Genomic DNA, 16,940 nt, shown 5'->3' with positions numbered 1-16,940 from the left:
ATTTTATAGCGGGTCGCATAAAGACCAAGAAAATGAATGGTGGGCCCGGCAGGAATCGAACCCGCAACCTAGCCGTTATGAGCGGCCGGCTCTACCGTTGAGCTACAGGCCCCACCTTCTAAGGCTGCTCGATAGCCGAGCTGACCCCCATCTGACAAGAGATATCCGTAATTTTTTTTATTTTTTTAGGAGGCTTGGGATTGGCTTTCTTCTATCGGCAGCAGAATGATAAAAGAATCGTCTTTTATCTCAAGCTGACCGTTAACAGCTGAAGCTAAATTTCTAACTAAGCGCAGCGTAAAGCCTAACCCGAGAACCGGACTATTTGGCCATTCTCCCTGTAGATTAAAACCGGGATCAAGAAGCGCTTGTTCATCATAGCCTTGCAATGCCGCCGGACGTTTGACCATAAAGCGGACGAAATGATCTTTTTGATCCAGATTAACTTCTATTTGCTCTTGCGCAGCCATCAGACCAACCACGGTAGCTAGTAAACGCGAGAAGATCCGTTCAATCGCTCTGGAATCTATTTTTAATAAAGGGAGTCCGGTTGCGACTTTGAACAAGATATCGCCATTATATTTATGAACTGCATCTTGATAATGGCTATGCAAAGCCGAAACGATCTGGGTTAAGCGAGTTGACCCTTCACTCTGGGGGCTAACAGAGGCAGTTTCACTCTCTTCAGCTGCGAGATTAAGATCGTCCACGGCTTGTAGTAAGCGCTGTCCTTGACGGGTAATATCGGCAGCATAATAGCGATAGCTTTTCCCGACAGGCCCTAGCATCTGATGCTCGATCATTTCAGCAAAGCCGACGATCGCATTCAACGGATTTCGTAGCTCATGCATCAATTGCCGTAGTGAATCGCGATCAATTTCAAGGACGCTAGGTTGCGGCGGCATCGCCGATACAAAAGGTTGCGCCGTTTCTTCAATGCGGGGACGACGTGCAATCCCACGATAGCCAGAGAAATGACCCGTTTCAGGGCTGAAATAAGGATCAGCCGCAATGCGCCATTCCCCTGCCGCTGCCCCATTCCCCGGAATAGTCAATCTGGCATGGCGGATAGGGGCGCGTCGCGTAAAAGCACCAACAGCTTGCCCATCGACACCATAACCATTCTGTAAAGCGGGCGTTGCAAGCGAAATCCCTGCCAAAATATGGGAGGCGATCCCTTTCACATGGATGACAACACCGTTTTTATCGCTCTCGAAATTGAATTGTTCTGCACGGGCTTCCAGACTGCGCCGGAAGGCGTCAATACGGGCTAATAAATGGCGTATCTGGGTATCTTCGCTACCGCTTTTTGATGTCTTTTTCTGTAGTAATGCGCCTGCATCCATTTTTTTGGAACTGCGTGATTTACCCATGGCAAACCATGCAAAGTCCTTATTTTTGTCGGAGATATCTTCTTCAGAAGGCTGTTTCTGATCCAGCTTTGTTTCAAATTCAAAGATAGGCTCATCTTGGTCATTATGACCTTCAAGGCCTTCTTCTACAGGCGTAATCTCTGACCGCCAGCGATCAGAAAATGGCGAAAATCTAGGAGCTTTGACAGTTTCTTCCTGTGTTTTCTCTGCCTTTTCTTCCTTATGCTGTTCATTGACAGGCGGATTCGTTGTTAAGGCTTCGGCAATAACGGGCGTTTCATCTGTCGTCAGAGATTCAAGCGACGTGGTGAAAGGCTTAAAATAGGTGGGTTGGCGATAAGCCTGATGAAGAATACCGGAACGGATACTGTCAGAAAAAGACATCTCTTTTTCTGGAGCGCTTTCGTTTGCCAAGATTTCTTCGGCGGGATGATGTTGAATTTCATCCGTTTCTTTGGCGAGTGAAATACTGTCAGGCTTTTTCGAGAAAAGGCTTTTCCGGTAATCCATCGGCGCTTCTGCTGCTGAATTAGTGGCCTCTTCTTGCGGAGGTAACGGCTGTTCTGCCTTTTCAAGAGAAATAGGAGAAGCCTCTATTTTTTCTTGTTTAGGTTGAACGGAAACAGGCTCTTCCTTGGGATTATCCAAAACAGGACGATCGCCGCCAAGGCTATCCAAAGCGCGCAATACTAACGGATCAAGGTCATTCCGTTGGCGAAGAATATTTCTAACGGGTTGGCGTAAAGCGGGTAAAATACCAATCCATTCAGCGACATCCAGCCGAACTGAGCTGATGACAGGCATCGCGATCAGGGCAATATCACAGGCAAAATATTGCACCAGTAACGGCGGAATATGGCGTCCAGCTAAGGTTTCGGCAGTATCGAGACGAATATTGGTAGGCACTTCGCGCGTTAAGTCCATTAAACGCTGATAGGCATTTTTTAACAAATGAGGGTCATGTTGCCCCTTATCTTGGGCGATACAATCTACTAATTGCCGCCAGACAGCGATCTTTTCCGCTTCTGTGTTAAGGGGCTGATCCATAATTGTTTGGAGCATATCGTCGAAACGCACGCCTGATTCCCGATTTTTAGTGAATACCTTACGCATTATCGGTAAAGGCAAGTGGTTAACATATCGCTGACATTTGCCATATTTGGGAGAAAAACTGGAAGATATTAAAAAATATTTTTTACATGGGGTAATTTATTCTTTTTTTTCTGAGAGATGTTTTTTTTATCAGATTTTACCCCATTTAATTATCAAGTCATCGAATTGAGGCTTTTTTTTACATAATCGTGCATAAGTGAAGTTGTATTTTTCGGCAATTTTATTATCTAGCCGGAAGATTAAATAGAAGGACTAAGTCCGTGACGGCTAATTACCCACTTGATTCAATCGATCGTCTGATTCTTGAGAATCTTCAAGATGATGGACGTATCACGAATGTTGACTTGGCACGTAAAGCAGGATTGACAGCCCCCCCCTGTCTCCGTCGTGTACGTGCCCTTGAAGAAGCTGGCATCATTGAAGGTTACCATGCACAGCTTAATGCCAATGCCCTAGGCTATGGTATTATGGTTTTTGCTATGGTTAGCTTGAAAAGCCAAGCCGAAGATGATCTGCGTCAATTTGAAGAACATGTCGCCACCCTGCCGGAAGTGCGGGAATGCCACATGCTGAACGGGGAAATCGACTTCGTTCTTAAAATTGTTGCACATGACTTGCAGGCTTTCCAGCATTTGCTGACTTCTCAATTGACGTCTGCCCCCAATGTTACCAGCGTCAAGACCTCTCTGATCATTCGGACATCCAAAGATTTACCGGGTGTTCCTGTTGATACCAAAGAGTAATCCCCCCATTCTTCCGATATGTTTAGAAAAGAATATAGTATTTTTTGAATGATCAAGGCACTGGCGATCATGAATATTTCTGAAATCTTTTCAGGTCTATATCGGTTGCCGGTGTGCCTTCTTCGGAAGAAATGACAAAATATCTGAACAGCGGCTTCGCTGTTTTTTTTGTCAAAAAAAACGGGCTGAGTTTTTCAGCCCGTTTTTCTTTGTCTAAATTCAATGCTTAAGATCAGGCCGCCGGAGTAGCGACATGGGTATCGGCATAGATTGACCAGAATTGTGCGATCGGAGCGCGACTACCCTGAACCGTGGCCAAGGTGGCTTTGGCTGCATCTTTTTGACCCGCAAGCGCCTGCGCCATACCTAAACGCAAAGTGGTAAGGTCATTGTCAACACCGGATTTGCTCTTGGCAATGGTGAAGAGATTGATCGCAAGGCTGTAATCACCCGCACCCAAGGCCAAAGTACCATCAGTGAAGGCATCTTTGCCAGTAGCGGCTTTACTGTCACGAGCAACAGCCTTGGCAAGATCGGCTTTTTCAGCGGCCACTTTCAGGCGAGCGGTGGAAAGCCATTTGCTGACCGTGGTGTCCGTTGCACTGAGAACTTTCTTCTGGATACCTTCTTTCAGCACGGTTTCGGCTTCGATCGGGTAACCGATATAAAGCGGCTGAGCATAGAGCAGATATTCGCTTTCTGCACTTAAGGCTCCCACAGCCCGCATCAAACGGAAGAGATCAAGCGTAGCATCGCCATCAAGCGTCCGGTTGAAATCACGATAAATCTGTAAAGAGGTGCGCCATGAATCATTCGTGGGATAAGACGCGATCCATTGCTGGCATAATTTGATGGTTTCCGGCTGTAATTTGGCATTGTAGGCCAAAGCCACACCGCGTTTTAACCAAGATTCCGGCACGGCCTGATTAGTGGCCTGCATTTTTTGGATGCCCGTTTCGAGTGCCGCAATAGCTTCGGCCGGTTTGTTGAGTTTGGCCTTGGCTTCAACCAGCATTGGATAAAGCTGGGTGTTATTGGCGTTTTCGATCTTTAACGCCTGTTCAATGTCAAATTCAGTCTTTCTGAATTGGCCTGCATCATAAGCCAATTGAGACTGGTTGACATAAAGCTGCCAGATCGTGTCTTGAGACATCCGCTGGTTGACTTTGCCGCTGCCCAGCATGAGATCAATGGATTGATTTTGTAAGGTTTGATCCTGTTTGGCGATGGACAGATCATAACCGAGAGAACCGACAACATATTTATCATCATCGGTTGCCATAGCCGCCTTGGCAGCATCCAGTTTGGCCACTGCTGTTGCGAGATCATTGGCCTTGATAGCGGCCTGCGCTTCACCTGCGGCTGTTCTGACAGCAGGCGTAAGAACATAATCCTGACCGGGTTTTGCCGCCTGTTGAGGGGCAGCTTCGGCTTCATGTTTCTTCGCTGTAGCAGGCTGAATAGCTATAAGCGAAACACCGCCAAGGGCAAGCGTGAGCGACATAGCTATTTTGGAAGCAAATTTCATTCGTTCAATCTCCCGGTAAATATTCACAGAACGATCGGATTTAAGACTACCCTGTCAGAAACCAACCTGCAAATAACTATTGAGTTAGAGTATTCCGAAAAGCGGTATCCGCTCTGTCCAGATATATTTATTTAAACTGTTTTTACTAACCTATAATGACAGCGAATAAATATAATTTGTCGTTTTTTATACCCTATTCGGCTGGTAACGCCCTTATCCTGTTGCTATCAAAATTCTAACATATTGAAATTTTGTTAAAAAGCATCATTTTTTTGATGAGAAAAGATTCATACTGGAAAAATATATCCGTTGCCTTAAGGCATTCGCAGAAACCGGCTGTAATCGCAGTAGGTTGAAACGGATATGATGATGAATAAACGACCTCTTTTCTCTAAAAACGCTTTTACTATCTGGTTAATGATTGCCCTTGTTGCTCTGGCATTCAATCTTCGGAGCCCGTTGACAGCTATTCCGCCTATAGTAAATGAAATTAGGTCAGCCCTTCATATCAATGCCGCGACCGCTGGACTATTAACCAGTATTCCTATTCTGTGTTTCGGAATTTTGACGCCCCTTGCCTCTTATCTGATTAACCGAACGTCTTTAAAATTTTCGGTTCTGATGACATTGGTGGGCTGTATTATTGGCACCCTAATACGGGCATCAGGTAGCTTTGGCGGGTTGATAAGCGGTACGATTATTATCGGTATGGCCCTTACCATCGGGAATATTGTCAGCTTGCTGATTATTGCTAAAGATTTCCCTCATAAATCCCATATCGTAACAGGACTTTATACTTCGGCGTTGAATGTCGGAACCATGCTCAGTTCGGCCTTAACACCGCCCATGACGCATTATTGGGGCTGGAAAACCGCGCTGGCTTCTTGGGTTGATCTGGCCTTTCTAGCATTGATTTTGTGGTTAGTGATCTTTTATGCTGAAAAATCATTTGCAGAATATAGCAATGATACCCTGCCAAGCGAAAAAGAAACCGAAAAAGCCACGGCCAATATTCTTGCAAAAGATCATCACCCCCATGATTCCGTTCATCGCCAATTAGTCCAGATATTAGTTATTTCTTTTGCTGCCCATTTATGCGTTTATTATGGTCTGACAGCCTGGATCCCGAGCTTCTTAAGACAAGCTAACCAGATGACATCATCAGAGGCCGGTGCTGCCGCCGCTCTTTTTCAGATTTTAGCATTATTAGGATCGTTTGGTATTCCCCTGTTGAGCCAGCGTTTTTCGTCGGCCTTTCTTCTGAAATTGATCGGGCTATGTTGGCTAGTCACGCCAGTCGGCCTTTTATGGCTGCCTTCTTTATGGCTTTTCTGGCTTATTTTAGGAGGTTTTGCCGCAGGGGGCGGTTTTACCGTAATCTTTTCAACGGTAATCCAATTTTCGCGCAACCTTGATGATAATCGCCGGATTTCTTCTGCTGTTCAGGGGGTCGGCTATATTTTTGCATCCGCCAGCCCCCTTTTCATTGGTTTTTTGCATCAAGCCTATGGAGACTGGAAAGCCGCCTTCTGTTTCCTGTCAGTAGCTTCCCTGCCCCTTTTTTGGACAGGGTACCGACTTCAGAAAATAGAAAAATATTACAGAGCCTAGGTCTTTAATTTTTGCCATTGCCTGTATTTAATCCGTTTTTGATTAAAACAGGCATATTGGCAAATCCGAAAACGGCCGACAAAATCATCGCGCCCCAGATTTTTAAGGTCAGCCAGACGTCAAAACTGAAATGCGTCCTTAGATATTCGTTTAGCAAGGCCATAACGAGAAAAAAGCAGCCCCAGTTAAAACTTAAGATCAGCCAGCCTTTCTCAGTCACGCCATCAAAGGCATCTTCCATAATATATTTCAGCATCGGTTTGTTCAATAAGCGCCCGCCTAACAGCATGACGGCAAAAAAACTGTAGATGATAGTGGGCTTAAGCTGAATGAAACGTTGGTCATGAAACCATAAGGTCAGACCGCCAAAGAACATAATCAAGACAAAAGAAAGCCACAAGGTCGGTGAGACCCGTCCCAGCTTGTAACGGGAAACCCCTATAGCTACGATCATCGAGACCATAAAAGCGATGGTACCTATAAAGAATCCTGTCATTTTATAGGCCAAAAAGAAGATCACAAGCGGAGCGTAATCTATCGCCATTTTGACAAAAGAAGGCGAAGAAGAGGAGGTTTTACGGGAAGAGTGATCGGTTTGTTTTTCCATAACCCATATTGACGGGAAAAGAAGCCAAAGGTCAATCAGAGAAAGCGCGCTTTAAACAAAGCCCATTAGGATAATCAAAGACAGAGACCGGATAAGGGCAAAGATAGTTTCACAGTAAGCAATAAAAACTTTCACTTTGACTTATAATTTATGTGAAACAGATTTGAATGTTCTTCGTTAGTTACAGCAAAAGGTAATTGAGGCGGCTCGCAAACCACCACGCCAAAGGGGGCTGGGTCGCTTGGAAGAGAATAGAGGTTTCAAATGTCGAAGAATGGTAGACCTGACCGCATTGTTGTCGTGGGTGGCGGTGCCGGTGGATTGCAGTTGGTGCGTGCTTTGGGGGAACGTTTCGGGAAAGAGGCCGACGTCATTCTGGTTGACCGTAGCCCAACCCATGTTTGGAAACCTCTGTTCCATGAAGTTGCCACCGGCGCATTAGATGCCGATCTGGATGAAGTCAGCTATCGTTATCACGGTAAGCATTGGGGATATCACTATGTCCGTGGGACATTGGAAGATATCGACCGTAAAAATCATGAAATCATCCTTGAGCCTTTAGTGGATGAAGAAGGCCATAAAATCAGCGATCAGGAACGTCTCCGTTATGATTATCTGGTTTTGGCCTTGGGTTCGGTCGCCAATGATTTCAATACGCCAGGTGTAAGAGAGAACTGTCTGTTTTTGGATAGCCGCGCTCAGGCTGACCGTTTTCGCGAACATCTCTTTGACGCTTGTGCGAGCGCATCCAGAACCATGATTGCTCAACCGGGTATGGAAAAACCAGTCAGAGTAACGGTTATCGGCGCAGGGGCGACCGGTGTCGAATTATCGGCTGAATTATACAATACCGCCATTGAACTGGGTAATTTTGGCCTCGAAAAATTCGGTGCCAATTGTATGCAAGTAACCTTGGTCGAGGCAGCCCCTCGTATCTTGGCACCTTTACCTGAATTTATGGCCGAGGATGCTCATACGGTTTTACAGCGTTTGGGCGTTGATATCAAAACCAACACGATGGTTGTTGAAGCCGGTGAAGGTTTTATCAAGACCAAAGATGGCCAGACCATTGAAAGCGATATCCAGCTTTGGGCGGCTGGGGTGAAAGCGCCTGATTTCCTGTCCAAGGTCGAAGGTTTGGAAGTTGCCCGCAGCAACCAGATTATCGTGAAGCCAACCTTACAAAGCACGACGGATGATCGTATTTTCGCTATGGGCGATTGCTGTTCATGCAAATTGCCTGAAGCTGAACGCCCAGTGCCGCCGCGCGCGCAGGCTGCCCATCAGATGGCCGATACAGTTTTTGAAAATATCGTTCGTTTGCGGAAAGGTGAACCGCTTAAAGATTTCGCTTATCGCGATTATGGCACGTTGCTTTCCCTTAGCCGGTTTGCCGCTATTGGCGATTTAAGCCTGAGTGGGAAGAAAAATGTTGGTAAACGCGTCGTTAAAGGCCGGATTGCCCGCTTCTTCTATAACTCGCTCTATCGCCTGCATTTGTTGGCTATTCATGGATGGGTCAAAGGCTCGGCTGTTCTTGCCGCCGCTATGGCGCACAGCATGTTACGCCCTAAAGTCAAATTATACTGATATTTGACGCAGAAGACTTTTGTAGCACCTTGTTTCGGGTGGGATACTTCCATTCGAAACAAGGTGTTTTTTTATCTTTTATTCCAGTAATGAGCCTTTTTAAAAGAAAGACCAAAGGATAGGCTGAAAAATGTCAGAAGCGGCCGTCAAGAAAGCACCGTCATGGGAAGATCTGACGGAGGCTTTGCATCACTGCACGCGCTGCGCTCTTTACCAAAAAGCAACACAGGTAGTTTGCGGTGAAGGCTCTCACACAAGCCCAGTTATTTTTGTGGGTGAACAGCCCGGAGATCAGGAAGATTTAGCGGGACGGCCTTTCGTAGGCCCTGCCGGACAGGTTTTTGATGAGGTCATGGCCTCTATCGGTTGGCCAAGGGAAGAAATTTATCTGACCAATGCCGTCAAGCATTTCAAATTCTGGTTAAAAGGGGAAAGACGTATTCATCAGACCCCCGCCCCTGAAGAAGTAGATTGCTGTCGATATTGGTTAAGACAGGAATGGCGTTTGTTAAAACCACGCTTGACCATAGCCCTAGGCGGGACGGCGGTGCTGGCTTTGACCGGAAAAAAGCAGACCTTAGGGTCTTTACGGGGAAAAATTCTGACCTTGGGAAAAGCAGCGGCACCTTTCATTGTGACCTATCACCCTTCTTATATCTTACGCCAAGCGAGCGAAGAAGGTCGGCAGAGAGCCTATCAGGCGATGCAGCAGGATTTGACCATAGCACGCAATTTTTTGGCTGCATCCTGACTAGCTGCGTGGGTTATCTTTTTGAGAGAAAATGACAGAAAAAAGGATTTTTCCCGATTAAGGTTAATATAATTGAATAAAGAGCAGACAGAAATTCTGATTTAGAAATCTTTATTTGAGTGGATTTGGGGTTTTCTAGCCTATTTAGCTTTAGGCAAAAAAAAGAGCCTCAAAACGGCTCATATCTTTAATAGACTATCAAGGGAGAATCCCTAGAAAGGGATGGTGCCCAGGAGAAGACTCGAACTTCCACGGCCTTAACGGCCACTGGCACCTGAAGCCAGCGCGTCTACCAATTCCACCACCTGGGCATTTGGGGTGTGGCGCGTCTTTAGTAGACATCTCTAGCATCTGTCAATCATTTATGTGAAAGCAGCGTAAATTTTTTTGCTCTCACCCTCAATATGGACAGCTTTATCTTATGCATGACTCTTTGTTGACGATTATTTTGCTTGGTATTCTGGAAGGTGTCACGGAATTTATTCCGGTCTCCTCGACCGGTCACCTTATCCTCGCTGAAAGGCTGTTAGGCGCCCATGGTGCCAATTCCGCCAGCTTTGATATTATTATCCAACTCGGCGCTATCTTAGCCGTCATCGTTTTTTATTGGGAACGATTCCTGAATATTGCCAAAGGGTTGTTTCAGCATTCCACATCTTCATGGCATTTTGTCAGAAATATTCTTTGCGGTTTTATTCCGACCGTTATTGTCGGGGCTATCGCCTATCATGCCGTCAAAGCCCTATTGGAAAAACCAATGGTGGTTGCAATTGCCTTATTTGTCGGTGGTATCGCGATGTTAATCATTGATCGCGAATCATCTCATCCCGAGAATACCTCGGTGCAATCTATTCCGGCTCACAAAGCCGTTCTGGTTGGCTTAGCGCAATGTCTGGCGATGATCCCCGGGGTCAGCCGTTCCGGTGCCACGATTATGGGCGCGTTATGTCTGGGTATCGATCGTAAAACAGCCACTGAATATAGCTTCTTTCTAGCTATTCCGGTCATGCTGGCCGCTACCGTCAAAGAATTATGGGAACAGCGTCACAATCTTCATATCGCGGATTTTGGTGAAATCAGCCTTGGCTTTGTAATTTCTTTTGTGACGGCCTTGATTGTTATCAAATTATTTTTGGAAATCGTCACCCGCCGCGGTTTTGCGCCCTTTGCTTGGTATCGGATTATTATCGGTCTGGTAGCTTTTGCTTTTCTCTTGTTTAATTAGTCTCAAATCGGAACTAATATTCATTCTCAAAAAGAAAATTTGAGAAAATATATCATTTTTTGCAAAAACAAGGACAGTAATACTGCCTTATATGTATTTTTGTGCGTGACTTGGTGGAAAAAAATAATTATGTCGCTTGTCATGAAGGAAATTGATTATGGCGCAAAATAAAATGCTGTCCTTTGTTCATCTGAAACAGGCCTATCCTGAAAAACGATCAGCACAGGAAAGAGACAAAGACTTTAACGAGATTTATCGGTCTTTCTCTGACGAACAGGCGAGCTGTCAGGCATCCCGTTGTTCTCAATGTGGGGTGCCTTATTGTTCAGCTTACTGTCCGCTGCATAACAATATTCCAGACTGGCTAAAAATGACGGCAGAAGGCCGGTTGCAGGATGCTTATGCCCTTTCCAGTGCAACCTCGACCATGCCGGAAATTTGTGGCCGCATTTGCCCGCAAGACCGTCTTTGTGAAGGTAACTGCGTTATTGAGAATTCCGGTCATGGCGCTGTAACCATTGGATCGGTTGAAAAATACATCACCGATACGGCATGGAAAGAAGGTTGGGTTGAACCCTTACAGCCTATAACTGAACTTGGTATTTCGGTTGGTATTATCGGTTCAGGGCCTGCCGGATTGACGGCGGCTGAAAAATTACGGCAGCAAGGGTATCAGGTGCATGTTTATGATCGCCATGATCGTGCCGGTGGCCTTTTGACCTATGGTATTCCGGGCTTCAAACTCGAAAAAGACATTGTTGCACGCCGTGTTAAACGGTTAGCCGATGGGGGTGTCACCTTCCATACCAATTTCCACGTCGGTAAAGATGCCAGCCTTGAAGAATTGCGTGAGCGCCACGCGGCTATTCTGATCGCAACCGGTGTTTATAAAGCCCGCGGTCTGGCTACCCCCGGAAAAGAATTAAACGGTATTGTTGATGCGCTGGATTTCCTGATTAGCTCCAACCGGAAATCTTTTGGTGACAAGGTCGAAGCCTTTGATAATGGCACCCTTGATGCCAAGGGTAAAAAAGTAGTGGTTATCGGTGGTGGTGATACCGCAATGGACTGCGTCAGAACGGCTATCCGTCAGGGTGCAGAATCTGTCCGCTGCCTCTATCGTCGCGATCGAGTCAATATGCCCGGTTCCGCACGCGAAGTAAAAAATGCCGAGGATGAAGGCGCAGAATTTGTCTGGCTATCTGCACCGGAATCTTTTGTCGGAAAAGACCATGTTCAATCTGTAAAAGTCCGTGGAATGCGCCTGGGTGCGCCAGATGGTTCTGGCCGTCGTTCTCCTGAACCTGATCCAGCACGTCTTTTTGACATGGATGCGGATCTTGTCATTTGCGCTTTGGGTTTTTCACCGGAAGACCTGCCAACGCTTTTCAATGCGCCGGAATTATCGGTTACCCCTTGGGGAACCGTAGAGGCTGATCCGGTCACATTACAGACTAGCATCGAAGGGGTCTTTGCTGCTGGTGATATTGTCCGCGGTGCCAGCCTTGTGGTTTGGGCCATCCGTGACGGTCTGGTCGCAAGCGAACAGATGCATCAATGGTTAGCAACCCGCCAGCAGGACAAACAGGACGCACCGACCAAGGCCAAAAAGAAAGCTGTTTTTGCCTGATCTTGGGGGCGTTTTTAATCTTTTGAAGCGCCGCAACCAAGCCTTGAGATATAAATGAACTTTAATAAGCGGCAGGTTAAGTCGCTTGGGAAAAGTAAGCCATGAGCATAAAATCTTCTGCCGATTCTTTTGATGTCTTTGCCGAGCGCGAACGCCTCGCCAAAGAAGGCATGTATCGCCCCGAATTTGAAACCGATGCGTGTGGTGTCGGCTTGGTTGCTGCCACCGATGGCAAGGCTTCTCGTCGGGTGGTCACGGCGGCGATTGATGCTTTGAAGGCTGTCTGGCATCGTGGGGCTGTCGATGCTGATGGGAAGACCGGCGATGGTGCCGGTATCCATGTCGATTTACCGGCCAGCTTTTTCGATGATGCCATTGCCCATGCCGGCCATGCTCCGCTTCCGAACCGTTTGGCAGTCGGTATGGTCTTTTTGCCGAGAACCGACCTTTCGGCTCAAGAGACTTGCCGCACGATTGTTGAATCTGAAATCATTGATTTCGGTTATCGGATCTATGGATGGCGGCAGGTTCCGGTCGATATATCGGTTATCGGTGAAAAGGCGATGCGGACGCGCCCCGAAATCGAACAGATCATGATCGCAGGCCCTCATCCTGATGAAATGAGCGCAGCTGAATTTGAAAAGAATCTCTATCTGATCCGCCGCCGGATCGAGAAGAAGGTGATTGCGGCTCAAATCAACGATTTTTATATCTGCTCGCTGTCTTGTCGCTCGATTGTCTATAAAGGGCTGTTTTTGGCGGAAGCTCTGTCAATCTTTTATCCTGATCTTCAGGATGAACGCTTTGTCAGTCGTGTCGCTGTTTTCCATCAGCGTTATTCAACCAATACCTTCCCGCAATGGTGGTTGGCTCAACCTTTCCGGATGTTAGCGCATAATGGTGAAATCAATACCATTCGCGGTAACCGTAACTGGATGAAGAGCCATGAAATCAAAATGGCTAGCCTCGCCTTTGGCGAGCATTCCGAAGATATTAAGCCCCTTATTCCGGCGGGCGCTTCGGATACGGCGGCCTTGGATGCGGTATTTGAAACGATTTGTCGCGCGGGGCGGCATGCGCCTGCTGCCAAATTGATGCTGATCCCCGAAGCATGGCAGCATAACCCTGATATGCCTAAAACCCATCGGGATATGTATAGCTATCTGGCTTCGGTGATGGAGCCTTGGGATGGCCCCGCTGCTCTCGCGATTACTGACGGCTCATGGGCGGTTGCCGGTGTTGACCGTAATGCGCTTCGTCCCCTTCGTACGGTGCGTACCAAAGACAACCTTCTGATCGTTGGTTCTGAATCCGGCATGGTCGTTGTGCCGGAAAACAATGTCATTGCCAAAGGGCAGTTAGGCCCGGGTCAAATGATTGCGGTCAATTTGGATGAGGGGCGTTTTTATGAAGATCGTCCGTTAAAAGACCTGATCGCTAGTGAACGGCCTTATGGCGAATGGATTAAAGATTTCAAGAAACTGAGTGACCTTGATCTGAAAAGCTATGATCCGGTTATTCCTTATGATCGCGATGAGCTGATTAAACGGCAGGTTTCTGCGGGTTTAACCTTGGAGGATATGGATCTTGTCCTGTCTCCACAGGCTGAAACTGGAAAAGAGGCCATGGGCTCCATGGGGGATGATACGCCCCTTGCTGTCTTGACCGAAAAACCGCGCCTGACCAGCCAGTTTTTCCGCCAGAATTTTAGTCAGGTAACCAATCCGCCAATCGATTCCTTGCGCGAAACGCAGGTTATGGCTCTGACGACGCGCTTTGGTAATCTTGGGAATATTCTCGATAGCGAGAATAAACAGAAGCAGATTTTAACGCTCGATACGCCTTATTTAAAAACTTCGGAATGGTGCCAGTTAAAAGACCATTTCGGTGAACAGGCGGTTGAAATCGATTGCACCTTCTCGCCGGATGATGGCGCCGATGCGCTGCGCCATGCTATCAGCAATTTACGGACGCAGGCTGAAAATGCCGTCCGTTCGGGGCATAGCGAGTTATTCCTGACCGACGAGCATATCGGTTCTGACCGTGTTGCTGTCGCCATGATCTTGGCTACCGCCGCCGTGCATACGCATTTGATACGGAAAGGCTTGCGTTCTTATGCGTCGATCAATGTTCGGGCTTCCGAATGTATTGATCCGCATTATGTCGCCGTTTTGATCGGTGTCGGAGCAACGACGGTCAACGCCTATCTTGCAGAATCTGCGATTGCCTATCGTCACAGCCAAGGGCTGTTTGGCACGATGACGCTTGAGCAATGCCTTGATAATCACCACCATGCTATCTGCAATGGTTTGCTGAAGATCATGGCGAAGATGGGTATTGCCGTTGTTTCAAGCTATCGCGGCGCCTATAATTTTGAAGCCGTCGGTTTATCTCGTGCATTGGTCAATGATTTATTCCCTGGTATGACCGCCAAGATTTCCGGTGAAGGTTACGCCTCTTTGCAGCGTTCCGCGCTATTACGGCATCAGAATGCTTTTGCGGCCAACAAAAAAGCTTTGGATGTAGGCGGTTTTTATCGCCAGCGTGCTAGCGGCGACAGCCATGCCTATACCGCAGAATTGATGCGCAAATTACAAAAGGCAGTATCCAGCGATAGCTATACGACCTATCTCGAATTTTCGAAGGAAGTGCATCAGTTACCGCCGGTTTATTTGCGTGATTTACTTGGGTTTAACTGGTCAAAACAGCCGATTCCGATTGAAGAAGTCGAGCCGATCACTGAAATTCGTCGTCGTTTTATTACGCCTGGGATGTCTTTGGGGGCATTGTCACCAGAAGCACATGAAACGCTGGCAATCGCGATGAACCGCATTGGTGCCAAATCGGTTTCCGGTGAAGGTGGTGAGGCACCAGAACGTTTTCATCCTTATGAAAATGGCGACAATGCCAATTCGCCGATCAAGCAGGTGGCATCTGGACGTTTCGGGGTGACGGCGGCCTATCTTGGCGCCTGTGAGGAAATCGAAATCAAGGTTGCTCAAGGGGCAAAACCGGGTGAAGGTGGCCAGCTTCCGGGCTTTAAAGTTACGGATATGATCGCCAAATTGCGGCACTCGACCCCAGGTGTAACCCTGATTTCACCGCCACCCCATCATGATATCTATTCTATCGAAGACCTTGCGCAGTTGATCTATGACTTAAAGCAGATCAATCCTAACGCTCGTGTCGGTGTGAAATTGGTGTCTTCAGCAGGTATTGGAACGATTGCGGCAGGTGTTGCCAAAGCCCATGCCGATTCTATCATGATTTCCGGTAATGTCGGTGGTACGGGTGCATCCCCCCTCACCTCGATTAAATATGCCGGAACGCCATGGGAAATGGGGCTGTCGGAAGCCAATCAGGTTCTGACCTTGAATGGTTTACGACATCGCGTGAAGTTAAGAACCGATGGTGGTTTGAAAACCGGACGCGATATTGTGATCGCCGCTATTCTGGGCGCCGAAGAATTCGGTATTGGCACTTTGTCCTTGATTGCAATGGGTTGTTTGATGGTGCGGCAATGCCATTCCAATAAATGCCCTGTTGGTATCTGCACGCAGGATAAAGCCATGCGGCAGAAATTTATAGGAACGCCGGAACGGGTTATCAATTTGATGACCTTCATCGCCGAAGAAGTCCGCGAAATTTTGGCCAAGCTGGGTGTGCGTTCCCTGAAAGAGATTATCGGTCAGACCGATCTTCTTAGTCAGGTCAATCGTGGTGCTGACCATTTGGACGACCTTGACCTTAATCCAGTTCTTGCCAAGGTGGATGCCAATACCGAAGCGCGTTACTTCCAGATTGATGGTTTCAGAAATCCGGTTCCAGATAGCCTTGATGCCCAGATGTTGCAGGATGCTCAAGCCGTCTTTACGCGTCGGGAAAAGACCCAGCTCACCTATTCTGTCCGCAATACCCAGCGGGCTATCGGGACGCGCTTCTCTGCTGAAATTACCCGTAATTTTGGCATGGATAGCTTGGCTGATGGTCATGTTCATGTGCGTTTACGGGGCTCTGCTGGTCAATCTTTGGGCGCATTCAGCGTTAAAGGTCTGACTTTGGAAGTCTTTGGTGATGCCAATGACTATGTTGGCAAAGGCCTGTCAGGGGCGACCATTATTGTTAGACCGACGGTTTCTTCACCGATAGACGGTCATACCAATACTATTATCGGTAATACCGTTCTTTATGGTGCAACCGCCGGTAAGCTTTTCGCCGCCGGGCGGGCGGGTGAAAGATTTGCTGTTCGCAATTCGGGTGCAGAGACCGTTATCGAAGGATGTGGCGCCAATGGTTGCGAATATATGACCGGTGGTCTGGCCGTTATTTTAGGTTCTGTAGGGCCTAATTTCGGTGCCGGTATGACCGGTGGCATGGCTTTTGTTTTGGATGAAGACAATAGTTTCGAGCGCCACGCCAATCCGGATAACATCATTTGGCAGAGATTGGCTTCTTCCCATTGGGAAACCGTCCTTCGTTCGATGATTGCCGATCATGCGGTTAAAACCGATAGTCCTTGGGCACATCGGGTACTGGATGAATGGGATTTATGGTCTCAGAAATTCTGGCAGATTTGCCCGAAAGAAATGTTAGGGCGGTTGGAATATCCGTTGGACGACAAAAAAAATACGGAGGATCAAAAGGAAAAAGGAAAGGCCGGAAAGCCTGAATTAAAAGAGCAAGAAGGCGCCTTCTAATTATTCTAGCCAAAGTGAAAGACAAAGCGGCCTTATTGGCCGCTTTTCTTTCCTGAAGTATTTATCTATAGT

10 protein-coding genes and 2 tRNA genes are annotated in these 16,940 nt (G+C 47.3%); 7 read left to right on the top strand and 5 right to left on the bottom strand.

Annotated elements, in window-relative coordinates:
• Nucleotides 1-37 precede the first annotated feature (37 nt).
• Together ZMOB_RS01145 and ZMOB_RS01140 are read right to left on the bottom strand one after the other, a co-directional pair.
• A tRNA-Ile gene (locus tag ZMOB_RS01145) sits at nucleotides 38-112 on the bottom strand.
• A 73-nt stretch (nucleotides 113-185) separates the two neighbouring features.
• Nucleotides 186-2,450, bottom strand: coding sequence for a sensor histidine kinase (locus ZMOB_RS01140; RefSeq protein ID WP_014500388.1), 2,265 nt, complete (start codon nucleotides 2,448-2,450; stop codon nucleotides 186-188).
• A 296-nt stretch (nucleotides 2,451-2,746) separates the two neighbouring features.
• On the opposite strand from ZMOB_RS01140, the gene ZMOB_RS01135 reads away from it, so the two are divergent.
• Entirely contained in the window at nucleotides 2,747-3,229 is a 483-nt protein-coding gene (locus tag ZMOB_RS01135; RefSeq protein WP_011240939.1) for an Lrp/AsnC family transcriptional regulator, read from the top strand.
• Between the two features lie 232 nt (nucleotides 3,230-3,461).
• Here the strand turns inward: ZMOB_RS01135 and ZMOB_RS01130 are convergent, their stop codons facing one another.
• Nucleotides 3,462-4,757: a hypothetical protein gene (locus ZMOB_RS01130; protein ID WP_011240940.1), complete on the bottom strand. Its 1,296-nt coding sequence runs from the start codon at nucleotides 4,755-4,757 to the stop codon at nucleotides 3,462-3,464.
• A gap of 363 nt (nucleotides 4,758-5,120) precedes the next feature.
• Here ZMOB_RS01130 and ZMOB_RS01125 point away from each other — a divergent pair, with 363 nt between their 5' ends.
• A complete protein-coding gene (locus ZMOB_RS01125) occupies nucleotides 5,121-6,368 on the top strand; it encodes an MFS transporter (RefSeq protein WP_252507292.1) in 1,248 nt (415 codons plus the stop codon).
• A gap of 4 nt (nucleotides 6,369-6,372) precedes the next feature.
• Here ZMOB_RS01125 and ispZ read toward each other — a convergent pair whose 3' ends face one another.
• Nucleotides 6,373-6,975, bottom strand: coding sequence for a septation protein IspZ (gene ispZ, locus ZMOB_RS01120; protein ID WP_011240942.1), 603 nt, complete (start codon nucleotides 6,973-6,975; stop codon nucleotides 6,373-6,375).
• A 264-nt stretch (nucleotides 6,976-7,239) separates the two neighbouring features.
• Between ispZ and ZMOB_RS01115 the strand changes: the two genes are divergently transcribed.
• Nucleotides 7,240-8,565, top strand: a complete 1,326-nt coding sequence (locus ZMOB_RS01115) for an NAD(P)/FAD-dependent oxidoreductase (RefSeq protein WP_011240943.1) — start codon at nucleotides 7,240-7,242, stop codon at nucleotides 8,563-8,565.
• Nucleotides 8,566-8,695: 130 nt separating this feature from the next.
• Nucleotides 8,696-9,316 (top strand): UdgX family uracil-DNA binding protein, encoded by a 621-nt coding sequence (locus tag ZMOB_RS01110; protein WP_011240944.1) that lies wholly within the window; start codon nucleotides 8,696-8,698, stop codon nucleotides 9,314-9,316.
• Between the two features lie 223 nt (nucleotides 9,317-9,539).
• On the opposite strand, the gene ZMOB_RS01105 is transcribed toward ZMOB_RS01110, so the two are convergent.
• Nucleotides 9,540-9,627: transfer RNA gene (locus ZMOB_RS01105), tRNA-Leu, on the bottom strand.
• 110 nt (nucleotides 9,628-9,737) lie between these two features.
• Here ZMOB_RS01105 and ZMOB_RS01100 point away from each other — a divergent pair.
• The 3 genes from ZMOB_RS01100 (at nucleotide 9,738) to gltB (ending at nucleotide 16,868) form a co-directional block, all read left to right on the top strand.
• Nucleotides 9,738-10,541, top strand: coding sequence for an undecaprenyl-diphosphate phosphatase (locus ZMOB_RS01100; protein ID WP_011240945.1), 804 nt, complete (start codon nucleotides 9,738-9,740; stop codon nucleotides 10,539-10,541).
• A gap of 157 nt (nucleotides 10,542-10,698) precedes the next feature.
• Entirely contained in the window at nucleotides 10,699-12,171 is a 1,473-nt protein-coding gene (locus tag ZMOB_RS01095; protein WP_011240946.1) for an NAD(P)-dependent oxidoreductase, read from the top strand.
• A 101-nt stretch (nucleotides 12,172-12,272) separates the two neighbouring features.
• Nucleotides 12,273-16,868, top strand: coding sequence for a glutamate synthase large subunit (gltB, locus tag ZMOB_RS01090; RefSeq protein ID WP_014500386.1), 4,596 nt, complete (start codon nucleotides 12,273-12,275; stop codon nucleotides 16,866-16,868).
• The last annotated feature ends 72 nt before the right edge of the window (nucleotides 16,869-16,940 follow it).

This window comes from Zymomonas mobilis subsp. mobilis ATCC 10988 (genome assembly GCF_000175255.2).
Lineage (GTDB): Bacteria > Pseudomonadota > Alphaproteobacteria > Sphingomonadales > Sphingomonadaceae > Zymomonas > Zymomonas mobilis.
Note: the sequence above shows the minus strand (reverse complement) of the source record. Positions and strands in the feature narration are given on the sequence as shown.

Excerpts from the sequence above, each read along its gene's own strand:
- gltB (WP_014500386.1), top strand. The coding sequence starts at position 12,273 with ATGAGCATAAAATCTTCTGCCGATTCTTTTGATGTCTTTGCCGAGCGC.
- ispZ (WP_011240942.1), bottom strand. The coding sequence starts at position 6,975 with ATGGAAAAACAAACCGATCACTCTTCCCGTAAAACCTCCTCTTCTTCG.
- ZMOB_RS01115 (WP_011240943.1), top strand. The coding sequence starts at position 7,240 with ATGTCGAAGAATGGTAGACCTGACCGCATTGTTGTCGTGGGTGGCGGT.
- ZMOB_RS01100 (WP_011240945.1), top strand. The coding sequence starts at position 9,738 with ATGCATGACTCTTTGTTGACGATTATTTTGCTTGGTATTCTGGAAGGT.
- ZMOB_RS01095 (WP_011240946.1), top strand. The coding sequence starts at position 10,699 with ATGGCGCAAAATAAAATGCTGTCCTTTGTTCATCTGAAACAGGCCTAT.
- ZMOB_RS01125 (WP_252507292.1), top strand. The coding sequence starts at position 5,121 with ATGATGATGAATAAACGACCTCTTTTCTCTAAAAACGCTTTTACTATC.
- ZMOB_RS01130 (WP_011240940.1), bottom strand. The coding sequence starts at position 4,757 with ATGAAATTTGCTTCCAAAATAGCTATGTCGCTCACGCTTGCCCTTGGC.
- ZMOB_RS01110 (WP_011240944.1), top strand. The coding sequence starts at position 8,696 with ATGTCAGAAGCGGCCGTCAAGAAAGCACCGTCATGGGAAGATCTGACG.